The sequence below is a fragment of the Roseburia sp. AF20-18LB genome (genome assembly GCF_003461185.1).
Classification (GTDB): Bacteria; Bacillota; Clostridia; order Lachnospirales; family Lachnospiraceae; genus Roseburia_C; species Roseburia_C amylophila.
Map to the genome: position 1 here is coordinate 140,827 of NZ_QTWP01000007.1, position 14,329 is coordinate 155,155.

At 38.6% G+C, this 14,329-nt stretch carries 12 protein-coding genes and 3 pseudogenes; 2 read left to right on the forward strand and 13 right to left on the reverse strand.

Annotated elements, in window-relative coordinates; all coding sequences use genetic code 11:
- Nucleotides 1-97: 97 nt before the first annotated feature.
- From ftsH to DWX65_RS12340, 3 genes are read right to left on the reverse strand one after another with little or no spacing between them, the layout of a single operon-like run.
- Complete coding sequence (gene ftsH / locus DWX65_RS12330; RefSeq protein WP_118173521.1) at nt 98-1,912, reverse strand: ATP-dependent zinc metalloprotease FtsH; 1,815 nt, start codon at nt 1,910-1,912, stop codon at nt 98-100.
- 50 nt (nt 1,913-1,962) lie between these two features.
- A complete protein-coding gene (gene bsh, locus DWX65_RS12335) occupies nt 1,963-2,952 on the reverse strand; it encodes a choloylglycine hydrolase (protein WP_118173522.1) in 990 nt (329 codons plus the stop codon).
- A 21-nt stretch (nt 2,953-2,973) separates the two neighbouring features.
- Entirely contained in the window at nt 2,974-3,165 is a 192-nt protein-coding gene (locus tag DWX65_RS12340; protein ID WP_117482452.1) for a hypothetical protein, read from the reverse strand.
- A gap of 151 nt (nt 3,166-3,316) precedes the next feature.
- On the opposite strand from DWX65_RS12340, the gene DWX65_RS12345 reads away from it, so the two are divergent.
- A complete protein-coding gene (locus DWX65_RS12345; RefSeq protein WP_118173523.1) occupies nt 3,317-3,655 on the forward strand; it encodes a hypothetical protein in 339 nt (112 codons plus the stop codon).
- Nucleotides 3,656-3,862: 207 nt separating this feature from the next.
- On the opposite strand, the pseudogene DWX65_RS12350 reads toward DWX65_RS12345, so the two are convergent.
- The 8 genes and pseudogenes from DWX65_RS12350 to DWX65_RS12385 all read right to left on the reverse strand — a co-directional run.
- Nucleotides 3,863-3,946 (reverse strand): annotated as a pseudogene (locus tag DWX65_RS12350) (CDP-alcohol phosphatidyltransferase family protein); the annotation flags it as partial.
- Complete coding sequence (locus DWX65_RS12355) at nt 3,931-4,980, reverse strand: FUSC family protein (RefSeq protein WP_118173524.1); 1,050 nt, start codon at nt 4,978-4,980, stop codon at nt 3,931-3,933. The pseudogene DWX65_RS12350 and the gene DWX65_RS12355, both read right to left, overlap by 16 nt.
- Before the next feature lie 31 nt (nt 4,981-5,011).
- Nucleotides 5,012-6,055, reverse strand: a complete 1,044-nt coding sequence (locus tag DWX65_RS12360) for a HAMP domain-containing sensor histidine kinase (RefSeq protein ID WP_118057503.1) — start codon at nt 6,053-6,055, stop codon at nt 5,012-5,014.
- On the reverse strand, nt 6,055-6,765 hold the full coding sequence (locus tag DWX65_RS12365; RefSeq protein ID WP_118173525.1) for a response regulator transcription factor: 711 nt from the start codon (nt 6,763-6,765) through the stop codon (nt 6,055-6,057). The genes DWX65_RS12360 and DWX65_RS12365 overlap by 1 nt, the downstream gene beginning before the upstream one ends.
- Entirely contained in the window at nt 6,744-8,177 is a 1,434-nt protein-coding gene (locus tag DWX65_RS12370; RefSeq protein WP_118173526.1) for a phospholipase D family protein, read from the reverse strand. Before DWX65_RS12370 ends, DWX65_RS12365 begins: the two co-directional genes overlap by 22 nt.
- A 196-nt stretch (nt 8,178-8,373) precedes the next feature.
- Complete coding sequence (gene cls, locus DWX65_RS12375; protein ID WP_118173527.1) at nt 8,374-9,933, reverse strand: cardiolipin synthase; 1,560 nt, start codon at nt 9,931-9,933, stop codon at nt 8,374-8,376.
- Nucleotides 9,934-9,968: 35 nt separating this feature from the next.
- Complete coding sequence (locus DWX65_RS12380; protein ID WP_117699024.1) at nt 9,969-10,649, reverse strand: GTP pyrophosphokinase; 681 nt, start codon at nt 10,647-10,649, stop codon at nt 9,969-9,971.
- Nucleotides 10,650-10,687: 38 nt separating this feature from the next.
- Nucleotides 10,688-11,011: pseudogene (locus tag DWX65_RS12385) on the reverse strand (linear amide C-N hydrolase); the annotation flags it as partial.
- A gap of 365 nt (nt 11,012-11,376) precedes the next feature.
- Between DWX65_RS12385 and DWX65_RS15705 the strand changes: the two are divergent.
- Nucleotides 11,377-11,571: pseudogene (locus DWX65_RS15705) on the forward strand (cupin domain-containing protein); the annotation flags it as partial.
- Nucleotides 11,572-11,959: 388 nt separating this feature from the next.
- Here DWX65_RS15705 and DWX65_RS12400 read toward each other — a convergent pair.
- Together DWX65_RS12400 and DWX65_RS12405 are read right to left on the reverse strand one after the other, a co-directional pair.
- Nucleotides 11,960-12,307: a cysteine hydrolase family protein gene (locus DWX65_RS12400; RefSeq protein WP_242997872.1), complete on the reverse strand. Its 348-nt coding sequence runs from the start codon at nt 12,305-12,307 to the stop codon at nt 11,960-11,962.
- 169 nt (nt 12,308-12,476) lie between these two features.
- A complete protein-coding gene (locus DWX65_RS12405; RefSeq protein ID WP_118173529.1) occupies nt 12,477-14,183 on the reverse strand; it encodes a methyl-accepting chemotaxis protein in 1,707 nt (568 codons plus the stop codon).
- Nucleotides 14,184-14,329 lie beyond the last annotated feature (146 nt).

Genomic DNA, 14,329 nt, shown 5'->3' on the forward strand with positions numbered 1-14,329 from the left:
ATATACTCTTCGTTAGAATGTTTCTGTAAAAATGAATACAATTCATTCCAAAATTGTTTATCATATTTGGGTGGAATTGGTTATCTAATTAACTACATTATTTTCTATCTAAAATATTCATAAATTCGTCACCTGTAATTGTTTCCTTCTCATACAGGTACATAGCCAGTTCGTCCAGTTTTTCCCTGTTTTCAGCAAGGATTTTTCTTGCTTTTTCATGCTCTGCTTTTACGAGCTGCACAACTTTTTCATCAATTTCCTTCTGGGTATCTGCAGAACAGGAAAGAGACGTATCGCCGCCAAGATACTGGTTGGTCACGGTTTCCATTGCCACCATGTCGAATTCATCTGTCATGCCGTAGCGGGTGATCATCGCTCTTGCAATTTTTGTTGCCTGTTCGATATCATTGGAGGCTCCGGTCGTGATCTCACCAAATACGATCTCCTCTGCCGCACGTCCGCCTGTAAATGTAGCAATCTTATTCTCAAGTTCTTTTTTCGTCATCAGATATTTATCACCCTGCTCAACCTGCATAGTGTAGCCGAGTGCACCTGAGGTACGCGGGATGATCGTAATCTTCTGGACCGGTGCTGAATGACTCTGCAATGCAGCTACCAGAGCGTGTCCTATCTCATGATATGCAACAACCTTCTTCTCCTGATCTGAAAGAACCGCATTCTTCTTCTGATATCCTGCAATAACCACTTCTATACTTTCTTCGAGATCAGATTCATTTACAACGGTCCTTCCACTACGGACAGCACGTAATGCTGCTTCATTTATAATATTGGCAAGCTCCGCACCGGATGCACCGGATGCCATACGTGCAATCGTATGCAGGTCAACATCATCAGATGCTTTTATCTTCTTTGCATGAACCTTTAAAATTGCTTCACGGCCTGCAAGATCCGGCAGTTCAACCGGCACACGCCTGTCAAAACGTCCCGGACGTGTAAGTGCCGGATCTAACGACTCCGGACGGTTCGTTGCAGCAAGAATGATGACACCATTATTTCCTTCAAATCCGTCCATCTCTGTAAGAAGCTGGTTTAAGGTCTGCTCCCTCTCATCATTTCCGCCCATTTGTCCGTCACGCTTTTTACCAATGGCATCAATTTCATCAATAAACACGATACATGGTGCCTTTTCCTTTGCCTGTCCGAAAAGATCTCGAACTTTGGAAGCTCCCATACCGACAAACATCTCAACAAATTCTGATCCGGACATTGAGAAAAATGGTACATTTGATTCACCTGCAACTGCTTTTGCAAGCATTGTTTTGCCGGTTCCCGGAGGTCCTACAAGAAGGACACCTTTTGGCATAGACGCACCTACATCGGTATACTTCTTCGGATTGTGAAGATAATCAACGATCTCTGAAAGGTTTTCTTTCGCCTCATCTTCTCCTGCAACATCTGAAAAACGGATTCCCTCACTGGATTGCACATAAATCTTCGCATTGCTTTTTCCCATTCCAAAAGCCATCGAATTTTTTCCTCCGGCATGCTCCATCAGTTTCTTCGCCATATAATTTCCCAGTGCGATAAAAAGGATCAATGGCAAAAACCCGGTCAGCAGGAAGCTGATGATCGGTGACATCTGCTTATCGATATCTTTTGCGAATACTGCTCCACATTCATATAGCCTGTCCGTCAGGTTCGGATCGTTCATCAGACCTGTTTTATAAATATTTTTTTGATCTTTATCTGTAAAGATGATCTGATTGTCCTTAACTTCTACTTCACCGATATTCTTCTTCTCGATCATGCTCATAAAAGTTCCATAATCCGTTTCCTTTACCTGATGCTCCATAAGGATTGGTGTGACAACCAGATTAAATACGATCAGCACTATTAACACAATCCCATAATAATATGCCAGTGGTTTTTTCGGTGTTTTAACTTCTTTCATGGTCTTTCCTCCTGTTGTTCTGCGTTATGCTTTCTCCGTGCATTTTCGTATTATTTATTCTGCCATCTGACTTCGCCCTTGGACAGAAGCGGATAACAGATCAGCTGATCTGAATCCAGATTTTCCGCATGCATGTCAACCGCTGTGATCTGATGATTATCATAAGTCGTATAATAATAAATACCTTTTGCTGTATTACAACAGGACGTGTATATCGTGATCTCATATTTGCCTTCTGTCACCTCACAGCATCCACGCTGCTGATCTACGGATCCTAAGATATGGAAGAACTGGCTTACACTCTCATCCTCTTCTTCACCGGAGATCGAATTTAATTTTGTAAAGGCAACTTTCACAAATCTTGACTGGCTGGAAAGATCTCCAGGTATTCCCATTCCACCCATTCCTCTGCTATATGCATCAAGCTGTAATACTCCTGCAAAAGTACTCTCCGGCTGTTTTCTGGATACTCCGGCATAATTATTCAGTGCAAACATCTGACCCGGGAATGGTGGATTATTGGTAAGCACTCCTACCGGATTATCATATACATGCAGCCCATCCTTCATAGACTCAACAACAATACAGGAGTCTTTGTCTGCAATGATCCAGTGAAGCTGTGCTGTCGGCAGCTGTTCGCTGAATGCTGTGCCTGTCAGTCTCATTGCTGCCAGCTTCTCTCTCACCTCTTCTACAGTAGCACACTGTGCAAGGATCCATGGGATGAACTCGAACTGTGCCACCTGGCTGACTTCTGTTTCATCTTCCGGCAAAACCTCTTCATATGCCGCATTGCCAACAAAATTAAGACCTGCCATTCCAAGGCCTTTTTCATTAACAGCATCATAATAAAGCGGATAACCTCCTGCAACAAATGCCATTCCGATCAAAGCATAATGGCTTTTTATCTTCCCGGCAAACCGGAAATCAAATTCGTAATTTCTTGGCGTTATCGTAATCTGTTCCCCATAGGAAAATTCATAATCAAGCGTTCTGCCCATATAAAAATCTTTTGTTTTGTAAGTTGCTGCTGTACACATATCGAACCCCTCTTCTTTCTGCTATAATAGTCCTGCAAACAATCTCATAAACAACTGTCCGAGCCGTAAATATGCACTCCGTCCTGTGCGGTACTTTTCGGTCACTTCCCTGCATTCATTCATTGTTGCTCCCAGATCATCTCTTATATCCAAAACTGTCTGACTATCCGCCATAAAACAACCATTTTCAAAGTGGTGATAAAGCAATGCCATTCAGTTAAGCATCATTTCAGTGGTTTTCTGTCATAGAAAGCCACTGTTTTTATGCCTAAAAACTTTAAAAATATTACAAAAAACAGTTGACAAGTAAGCCAATATATGTTGCGCAAGCCTTGATTATAAACATATTTCAAGGAGGCTCATTATGGCTGATTTTTTCTTATCTAATTTAAAATCCACACTCGACAACTGCATCACAGAACTTGATGAAATTCACTCCATGTTCTGCCATAATCCGGAAAGTGATTTTACCAGGAACCGCAAACTTTCTTTCCGCGAGTATATTCAGTTTATGCTCCAGATGCAGAGTAAATCCGTTTCAAATGCAGTAAACATATGCAGGGCATATCTCAAACATGGTGGTAACGAAACAGAGACCATGCTTCTCATACAAAAGTATCTGACACCTGTCAAGTACAATCGAAAATATCCTATCCACCTCCGTCCAAAGAGAAATAGGGATTTCATGTATCGGGTTGCATAAATCTCGTTACCATTATACTGCATTATAAGGCAGATAAGCAATCTGTCTTTTTGTCATAAAAAACCTTATCTAAATGACATTGAATGATTTATTTTCTATCTAAAATTTTATTAAACCGACTAAAGACTCCATAGTTTGTGTGTTTGACTTACTGTTTATATCTATCTTCTCCTAAATATTTTTCTAGTCATTGCAATATAAAATTGCTTATACAGTCTCTCCCTTAAGAGTCCTGGTATTCTGGATAATATACAGAGCGACCAATATGACCATCATTATAGCGCACTTTCCTTTTTTTTAGACATAAACCAATAAAATATAACACAAAATGCTAAAGCAAACACAACACCAAAAACATTTTGAATCACTCTAAGACTAACCGCTCCTTGTAGTCCATAAGTCTCTGCAGCAATGGCTAAAGCACCAAATGTGTTAAATACTGCCTGCCAGCCATATTGTGCTGAAAATCCTACACCGATTCCACCAAGAATTCCTATATATGCATAGATTGACGAAGGAAGCAGAAAATATAATACTGTAAAACATATAACACCTGCAATATTTCCGACAATCCTTTTACGGACTCTGTAGTGCATATCTTCCATAAACGGCAAAATCGCGGACATGGCCGCAATACCAGCCCACATTGCACGTGGCATATTACAAAGTTCTGCAATGCAAAGGACAATCGGTACGCATAAAATCTGACATATCTGCCATTTTGTTCTGGAAGAAGTGATATCAAATTCTTGTATCAGATCTTTCAGATTTCTTTTATAAGTTCTGTTTTTATGATTTCGATAAAATACGAAGCAGGTAAGTGCTGCACCTAAAGCCATTCCGACTAATCGCATCTGATAGCTTTTTCCCGTAACATCATAACCATATAGCAGCAGATACCCAAGAACCAATGTAGATTGATTAAACATGAATGGATTATGGCATCCGAACAGAATCAACACAGCCAGTGCCGCAATATTTAACAGCATTCCCAATACCGGTGAAAACTGATTTGCTAAATGCGGACATACAGTCATAATTACAAAGAACAAAGCCAAAAGCATCGTAGATTGTCCGGTGTGGATCCCCAGATCCGCATTCCGAAATACCATAAGGCATAATAAGACTACTACACCTACAATGCTATTCTCATTTCCAAATAGGATGCTGAAAATAGTAACAAATAAAAAACAAAATGCCATTGTAACAGCTATCTTCACCAGATATACCCACATATGATATAATTTTTCTTTTCGTGTTTCACTCTTTTTCAACAGGTTTTTAGAACCTGCCTGATTTAACTGCAATTCCTGATAAAATGTCATGTAATTCCTCCTCTATCTGTTTTTCTTAAACTTATATGGCCTCATCTTTCTGTATTGGAAGCTCTACAACAAATCTGCATCCACCATATTCACGGTTTTCTGCTTTGATTGTTCCTCCGGCACTATCTACAATCCGTTTTACAAGTGCAAGACCTAGGCCATTTCCTTCTGCTTTATGAGATCCATCTACCTGATAGAACTTGTCAAATATTCTGGATTTTACATCATCCTCTATTCCTGGTCCTTCATCTTCCAGAATGAACTTAACAGAATCCTGTTCTTGTTTCAGAAACATCGTAATTGTCCCCTTTGAAGGGCTGAACTTAATCGCATTATCCAAAAGATTTATCCAGATATGCATAAAAAGTCCTTCATTCCCAGTATATTTAACTTCCTCCAATTCTACCTGAAAACCAATTTCTTTTTCTGTCCATTTTGTTTCCAATGAAAGAAATGCCTGGCGGATCTGTTCATCCAGACGATATTCTGTTTTTTTCATTGGTATATTCTGATTCTCTAACTTGGATAACAGCAAAATATTACCAACCAATCCGGAAAGTCTTTGGGTGTTAAATAAGATTTTTTCTACATATTCCTCTTGATCCGGAGACAGTTCTTCTCCCTGAAGCAGCATTGTATATCCTTCAATGGCATTAATCGGGGTCTTAAACTCATGAGAAACATTAGATACAAAATCCATCTGCAGCACCTCTGTTGCACGAAGTTCTTTTGTCATAACGTTAAAACTTTGATAAGATTCTCCAACTTCTGCTATACGGCTGTTCGTTTCCAAATGCTGTTCAAAATCTCCCCGAGAAACTTCCTTCATTGCTTTACTAAGTCTGGTAATTGGTTCCAGTAACTTTGCATTGATAAAAGAAGTGATCAGCCCTGCAATCAATGTATTGAAAATCAAAAGCCAGCCAAGCACAGGTATGCTGTCCGGCAGATTAAAAAAATGATTCAAAAAAGCAAATAATAAAGCAGATATGACTGTTGAAAATACAAGTGCCAGCCAGATTGCACCAGTCAGACAGGATCGGATCCGCAATCCTTTTTCTTTCTTTTGTTTCATTATTTTTTCACCACCTTGTATCCAATTCCACGCATTGTTACGATTTCAAAATCAGGGTTATCTTTAAAACGCTCTCTGATTCTTCCTATATGTACCTCTATCGTATGTGGGTCTGCCTCCGTCTCGTATCCCCATACTTCATCCATCAACTGTTGTTTTGTAAATGTTCTGCCTGGCGAAGCTGCAAGCTTATATAAAAGCAGGAATTCTTTTTTAGGCAAAACAAGACTTTCCTTATCAGTTGTAACCGTCATTGCATCATAATCAAACTCTGTTGAACCGATCACAATTTTGTGTTCATTCAGTATCTGTGCACGGCGAAGCAGTGCTCCGACTCTTAAAACCATTTCATTCACATTTACCGGTTTTACCATATAATCGTCACTTCCCGAAAGAAATCCCTGGCGCATATCATCAAAGGAACCTTTCGCAGTGATCATAAGTACCGGTATCTGATATCCTGCTGAACGAAGTTCTGACACCAGTTCATAACCATCCATAACCGGCATCATAATATCAGAAATGATCAGATCAACATATTCCTTATCCAATATTTCTAATGCCTGTGCTCCATCCGATGCACTTTTGACTTGATATCCATTCTTCTCAAGCACTTTTTGGAATAGCTGGCTTAATTCTTTATCATCTTCTACAATCAATATTTGAAACACGTTTTCCTTCCTCCTTATTAAAACAGATACCTTGCCCATCCAAGCAGATGCTGTACTAAAAATATTTTTCTCTGACGTTTCTTTGTTAATTCGATTGGCTCTACATGATATGGATCATTATAAGTTCCGCCTTCTAATATCTGACGGGACACTTTTTCATATTCCATCATGCCCTCTTCCAACTGTTTATTAATCTCTTTGCTACGTATTACAAGCATCAGTTCCGTATCCAGATATGTACTTCTCATGTCCATATTAAAGGAACCGATTACAGACAGATCATCGTCAATCAGAATACTTTTTCCGTGGTATGAATAGCCGCCTTCATACTCCCAGATATCAATTCCTGTATTTAAAATTCTGTTTCTGTTTCTCGCATAATCAGCAGCCCCAAATGGATTCCCATTATTCGCAACTGAATTTGTCATGATAGAAAAATCTGAAACGTTCTCTGCAATCTCCTCCCATGTATTATACATCATATCATTGCAGATAATATATGGAGTGTGGATCTTCACACGATTTTTTGCATTTTTCATCAATTCTCCCAACTGATACCACACTACTGGTTCTTTGGAACCTGTGTGAATAGGATTTGACACTAATGTAATCTTTTCTGTCTCAAAAGTTTCGTCCGTGTAATCGGTATCGCAGATTCTTTCCTTATTCTCTTCAAAATATTTCTGATAGCCGTTCTGCAGCTCTAAAACTGCGTTCTTTACAGATTTTCTATTTGCCAGTTTTTTATTGTCATGAAAATAACCACTGTCTTCCTGATTCCATATGGTTTCAAAATACTCTGACAACTGGTTAACTGAATTTTCTTTCTCAGGTTCATCGCAAACCACTAACACGTCTCTGTCATAGTTCTTATGTCCCGGAAAATCACCCAGGAAATAATTGTATGTATTTCTTCCCCCAAGAATATATCTCTTTCCATCTGCAATCAAATATTTATCATGCATTCTACCCATCATTTTCCACGGTTTCAACGGATTGGCCTTATTATATAGTTTAATTTCAACATTCTCATGGGAAGATAATCCATAGAAATACGGATTTCCTTCCATATCAATCCAGCTCTCCATTCCATCTACTAACAGACGAATATGTACACCTCTGTCTGCCGCATCATGCAGTGCTCCTAAAATCAATTTTCCACTTTCATCGGATTGAAATGCAAAAGTAGAAAGAATAATTTCCTTTTTTGCATTCTTGATCAAACGCACTCTTTGTAAAAGCGCTTCTGGATTCTTTTCTATGATTACTGCCCGTTCTGTATTTTCACTGCATTCGTTCCATGACCCATTTTTTGTTTCTTTTTTGGTTGTATTGGACACTTCCGGCTGCTTTTTATATGCAACGCAGATTCCGAGCAATTCATAAAAAGCCACACATAAAAAAATTGCCAGTATAACAAGAAGGATTTTACATATTTTATGCTTTTTCATTGTACATCACCTGATTCCTTTTTTTCATACTTATACAATACAAAGTCAATCTCAATTTAACCTCAACAAGGTTTGTTTTTTTCATCCATGCAAAATCTTCTTTGTACAACAGACTGTTAGATATAACAAAAACGACCTTTCAAAAACAGTTAACTTCTAAATCAACTGTTTTTTGAAAGGTCGTTTCATCAGATTCTTATAGCAATCCAGCAAATAATCTCATAAATAATTGTCCCAGTCGCAAATATGCACTTCGTCCGGTTTGATATTGGTCTGTCACATCACGACATTCTCCCATCGTTCTTATCAGATCATTTTTTATTTCCACAACTGCCTGACAATCTACCATAAAACAGCCGTTTTCAAAATGGTGATATAAACTTCGATAATCCAGATTAATTGTTCCACAAGTTGCCATACAGTCATCTGCCACACTCATTTTTGCATGACAGAAACCAGGAGTCCACTCATAAACACGAACACCATGTTTAACTAATCCATGATAAAAAGAACGAGTTATATTATAAATGAATTTTTTATCAGGGATACCAGGTGTGATAATTCTTACGTCTACCCCTCGCTTAGCAGCCAGACATAACGCATGCGTCATTTCATCTGTTATGATTAGATATGGAGTCATAAACCAACAATATTTTTCAGCTTTATTTATCATACTGATATAAACTTCTTCTCCTACTTGCTCATTATCCATAGGGCTGTCTGCATAAGGTTGAACAAACCCAGTTTGCTGTGCCGCATAATCATATTGGAAAAGGTATTTACTAAAATCAGAATCATTAGCATCCTTATCACTTACTGCATTCCACATTTCCAAAAATGTCACCGTAAGCGACTGAACAGCATCTCCTTCTAAACGAATACCTGTATCTTTCCACTGTCCATACGGGTGTGTGTAATTAAAATATTCGTTTGCTAGATTATATCCACCTGTAAATCCGACTTTTCCATCAATAACTGTTATTTTTCTATGATCACGATTGTTCAAAAACAGATTTAAACCTGGCATAAACGGATTGAATACACGGCAATGAATTCCTATTGCCTCCATCTTTTTCACAAAATCTGTGTTAATAAAGCCTATAGAACCCATATCATCGTAGAATACTCTAACTTCCACACCTGCTTTTACTCGCTCTTCCAGAACATCTTGAATCTTATGCCATGCTTCAGCGTCTTCTATCGCATGATATTCCATAAAGATAAACTTCTGTGCTTTCTCCAAATCCTTAAGCTGTGCCTCTAATCCTTTCACTGCTTCATCAAAATACACAATATCCGTATTCTGATAGATTGGATACTGCGAATTTCTTTGTATGTAACTTGCTATATTTCCTGCTTTCGGAATTGTTTCTTTTATTCTGCTCAAACACTCCTGACTGTCCGGAAGCATTGGTAACAATTTGCTATCAATTTCTGCATATCGCTCACGCATTTTATGTGTGCCACCATTCAAACCAATCAACAAATACAGGCCTACACCCATAACTGGGAAAATTAGAATTAAGATGACCCAAGGCATTTTCATAGAGGATGTCTTATTTGATGCGTACAATCCCAAAACCAAGATCCCACTCAAAATCCTTGTAAATAAATTTATGATTTCTGCATATTCATTCAAGCGTGTTACGATAGTAATAATAAAAATCACTTCCAGAAGAATGCAGATTATGGAAAAACACAGCCGTTTTACCCCATTTTTTGTTTTTGCTTTGCCCTCTAAAGTATCTTGTTTCATATATATTTCTCCTTCCTACTTGCTCAGTTTTCTCCCTAAATTTCGTGGAACATACCAATTTTGTCTTTTATTCTCTGCATTTCATTATCTGCTTCAATGATAGCTCTTGCAGAATGAAGTAATTCTTCACTTATCTCATCATAGCCAGGCATTTCTTCAATTCCTTTTTTATAGCGAAGTTGATGTTCCAATGTTGCCCAGAAATCCATACCATTGGTTCGAATCTGTAATTCTACACGCATAGGTGTTTTACCCTTAGCAAAAAATACTGGTATTTCAACAATCATATGATAGCTTCGATAACCATTCGATTTTGGATTTTTTATATAATCTTTTATTTCAATAACTTTAATATCATCCTGTTGGGTAATCAAATCTGATATCATATAAATATCGTCAATAAACGCACAAACTATTCGAACACCTGCTACATCATTGAGATATGTCTGTATATTTTCTGTTGTAAATTCATATCCCATCTTCTGCAGTTTATCGTAAATACTATTGGGCTTCTTAATTCTTGTTTTTATAAAAGAAATAGGATTTCGATTGTTCTCAACTGAAAATTCATCATCCAAAACCTCAAGTTTAGTTTGTATCTCCCGAATAGCACAACGATACATCATCATTAAATTATAAAATTTTGTAGCATTATTTAAAAACTGTAGTGATTCCGGACTGGCCATCCTAAGTTTTTTTACTTCATCTTTTGTCATGGAACTTTCCTTTCTACCTCATCCCTGATTTCAAAACATTATTTATTTTGATAGTTGATTCTTTCTCCTTGAATTACTGGATAACAAATCATTTTATCACTATCCAGATTTTCTACATGCATATCTACTGCACTGATCTGATGGTTTTCATAAGTATTATAATAATAAATACCTTTTGTAACATTACAACACGACGTATACAATGTGATTTCATATTTTCCATCCGCTACTTCGCAACATCCTCTTTGCTGATCCACAGATCCGAGAATGTGGAAGAATTGGCTAACACTCTCTTTCTCTGATTCACCTGAAATTGCATGTATCTTTGTAAAAGCAACACGCACAAAGCGTGAGGAAGAATTGCTCGCTGACATGAGCCATTCCAATAATTGCATAATGATTTTTCATATCGCCAACATGGAGAAAATTAAACGCATAATTACTATCTGATCACCATAAGAGCATTCATAATCAAGGGTTCGTCCAAAGTAAAAATCTTTTGTTTTATAAGTTGCTGCTGTACACATGATCGTTTATCCTCCTAAATAGATTGAAATATGTCAATGAGTTTTTTTCTTGAACAATAGTATAGCACAATTCTTTTATTTTGTTCCAACTTCATACATGATCATAACATGTAAACTTTAAACTATTTTCCTAGATTATTTCTCCATCAGTTTTTCAAACCAGGTATCCATAGCTAGGATGAATTGACCTACGTCTGGCAATTCTTGCAGGTAACAGCAAAGCCATAATTGATGGAGAAGAAATCATCCTTTCAACCGGAGACTGGCTAAAAATCGCACCTGCTGCAAAGCGCCAGTTTTTTGCATCCGATATTTCCAGAATTACTTATATCTGTATTCAGGTAAAAGAAAATTCTCTGGAACATTTTACAGCAGAGGATGCCGTAATTGGCTAATTAAAAGTATTTATTTACAAAATGCACAGTTCACGATAAGTTAAGAACTGTGCATTTCTTTTTTGTTCAATATTACGTTTTCTCATTTTTTCAAACAAGAAGTTAGGGCTTTAACTTTTTCCAAATAATCAGCTTTAGGATAATACATACGACCACCACAACAGCCATCATAGCACCATGCAACAGTAGCGCTGTGTAGCACGGTGCAGACTGTATGACATATAAATTTGGATAAGTTTTAAAGTGCCAGAACTTATAAATTCCGGTCCCAATGAAAACTCCTATGGATGAACCAATAACGATGTTTAAAAAACAATTCAACTTTCTCAGCATGGCAGTGCACCCCTTTCCAAATTCCGATTTTTCAATTCTGTCAACAAAAATTGTTCTATACAAATTCTGCACCTGCTTCATGTAACTTTTTAAAGTACTTATTTTTGTTTTTCTTATACATTGTTCCGATTGCAGCTTCATTCACGATTACTTTATATCCATTTTTTATAGCACCTAATGCTGTCAGTGCAACGCAAGCCCCACCATCTACACCCACAACTTCAACATATTCAATATTGTGTTTTTTCAGCAATATATCAAGTCCAGAATTAGTAAATGCATTACCTTTATATTTTATGAATATATTATCAGATACTATATGCAATTCTTTAGCAAAATCAATATCTTCTGTTCCTTCATATGCATGAAATGGTGCAAACTTATTTATCAGATTCTTCTTCATTACATTTTTTATATAACCTCCTATATCTACCATTACAATTCTAATAGATAATGCGGAAATGAAAATTTCAGTTATAATGAAAGTTTTATGTTATAAAAAATACCGATCTTAATTCTCCACTATTTACGAATTATTAAGACCGGTATTTATTTCATTTTTTAATTAGCAATTAATCCCGACGTAGTGTAAACTTTCCTACCAGATCGTTTAATGTATATGCCTGTGCGGATAATTCCTCACTGGTAGCAGACGATTCCTCTGCTCCCGCAGAGTTCGACTGCACTACTTCCGATATCTGATTCACACCAAGTTCTGCCTGTTGCATCGCCTGTGCCTGCGCAGCAGACTCTTCACTCAATCGTTTTGCATCTATCGCAATCTCCTTGACTCCCGTAACGATCTGCTCCAGAGATTCCGCCGCTACCTCCACTGCCTGGTTGCCATTCTCGATCTCCTGCAGTGATCCCTCGATCAGGCTTCTGGTATCTACTGCCGACTGTGCACTCTGTTCGGCCAGTTTACGGATCTGTTCTGCCACCACTGCAAATCCCCGTCCGGCTTCTCCTGCTCTGGCCGCCTCAATTGCCGCATTCAGAGACAACAGGTTCGTCTGACTCGCAATATCTTCAATGTCAGCAATAATATTCTGTATCTTTTTAGATGTTTCATTGATTCGGTCCATTTCCTCCATCAATGACCTCATCTGCGTATGCCCTGCATCCGCCTGCTGTGCATAATTCTCAGCCTTTTCCGTCGTCCTCTGCAGTTCGCCGGCTGTACGTGACACGGCATCTGTGATATTCGTAATGGTTGCCGTCAGTTCTTCCACAGATCCTGCCTGCTCTGTTGCTCCTTCTGCCAACGCCTGGGCAGATTGTGCAAGATTCTCCGATCCGGCAGATACCTGCTTAGCGGCCTCTTCTACCTGCTGTAAGGTACTGTTCATCTGTCGGTTCATCTTACGCATGGCATCTTTCAGTGCCACAAACTGTCCTACATATTTCTCTTCGATCTTAGTACCGATGGCATAATTACCCTCCGCCATCTGTCCCAACAATTCTCCTGCATCCGTAATGATCAGATTCAGGTCAGCAGCCATGCCTTTTGCGACCTGTATCATATAGGATATCTCATCTTCCGTGTTTCTGTCCGGGAATGCACTATTCAGATCTCCCTGTGCAAAAGTCTGAAGTCGATCTGCCAGCGCTATCATCGGTTCTTCGATATTTCCTGCCATTTTCTTGCCTAATACCACAGAACTCCAGAAAGAGGTCACTACGATAACCAGAATCGCGATCAGCATAAAACGCTCCATATGACGCAGATCTACCTCCGCCTGATCTCCTTTTTCGACGCACAGATTCATCAAGTCTACAAACTCCGCGTATATCCGTTCGTACTGTGCGGTCAGCTCTCCGATATCCAGATCCTGCGCCTTCAGATATCCGTCCTCGTCATCGGAAGTAGCCAGTTCCAATACCTGTGCATCCAATTCCCAGTACCCGTCCAGTTCCTGCAATACTTTATTATAGGCATCCCTGCCTTCGGTGAATTTGATTGAGCGGTTCAATTCATCTATGTAAGTCTCAAACGCTTCCTTTTTCTGGTCATGCAGTTCGATCTGCTTGTCTATCACTGCTTTGTCATCATAGCCTACTACTGCACGTAATGCGCTCCGGCTCTCCGAAAATGCCGCGACCGCTTTACCGATATCTCCCTGTGTAAATCCGTATCGGCTCAATACCTTTTCATACTGTATCGCTGCAATCAGTAGTACTACGATTCCAATAACTGCCGCAATCGCACCGATTATTGCTACTTTCACAAATCCTTTCGTCAGTTGCTTTTTAATACCTTGTTGCTTTTGTGTGGCCATATAAAGCTCCCCCTAGTTTATCCGTTAAATAAGCTGCCGTGATCAACATCTCTATACAATAGTAGCACATCCCCTTTCATTATTCAACTGTACGAAATGGGTTGCCCATTATTTACTCCGCATTACACGTACTCTCTTCTATGTTA

Coding starts and splice junctions, on each gene's coding strand:
- ftsH (WP_118173521.1), bottom strand. CDS start 1,912: ATGAAAGAAGTTAAAACACCGAAAAAACCACTGGCATATTATTATGGG.
- bsh (WP_118173522.1), bottom strand. CDS start 2,952: ATGTGTACAGCAGCAACTTACAAAACAAAAGATTTTTATATGGGCAGA.
- DWX65_RS12340 (WP_117482452.1), bottom strand. CDS start 3,165: ATGGCATTGCTTTATCACCACTTTGAAAATGGTTGTTTTATGGCGGAT.
- DWX65_RS12345 (WP_118173523.1), top strand. CDS start 3,317: ATGGCTGATTTTTTCTTATCTAATTTAAAATCCACACTCGACAACTGC.
- DWX65_RS12355 (WP_118173524.1), bottom strand. CDS start 4,980: ATGACATTTTATCAGGAATTGCAGTTAAATCAGGCAGGTTCTAAAAAC.
- DWX65_RS12360 (WP_118057503.1), bottom strand. CDS start 6,055: ATGAAACAAAAGAAAGAAAAAGGATTGCGGATCCGATCCTGTCTGACT.
- DWX65_RS12365 (WP_118173525.1), bottom strand. CDS start 6,765: ATGGGCAAGGTATCTGTTTTAATAAGGAGGAAGGAAAACGTGTTTCAA.
- DWX65_RS12370 (WP_118173526.1), bottom strand. CDS start 8,177: ATGAAAAAGCATAAAATATGTAAAATCCTTCTTGTTATACTGGCAATT.
- cls (WP_118173527.1), bottom strand. CDS start 9,933: ATGAAACAAGATACTTTAGAGGGCAAAGCAAAAACAAAAAATGGGGTA.
- DWX65_RS12380 (WP_117699024.1), bottom strand. CDS start 10,649: ATGACAAAAGATGAAGTAAAAAAACTTAGGATGGCCAGTCCGGAATCA.
- DWX65_RS12400 (WP_242997872.1), bottom strand. CDS start 12,307: ATGAAGAAGAATCTGATAAATAAGTTTGCACCATTTCATGCATATGAA.
- DWX65_RS12405 (WP_118173529.1), bottom strand. CDS start 14,183: ATGGCCACACAAAAGCAACAAGGTATTAAAAAGCAACTGACGAAAGGA.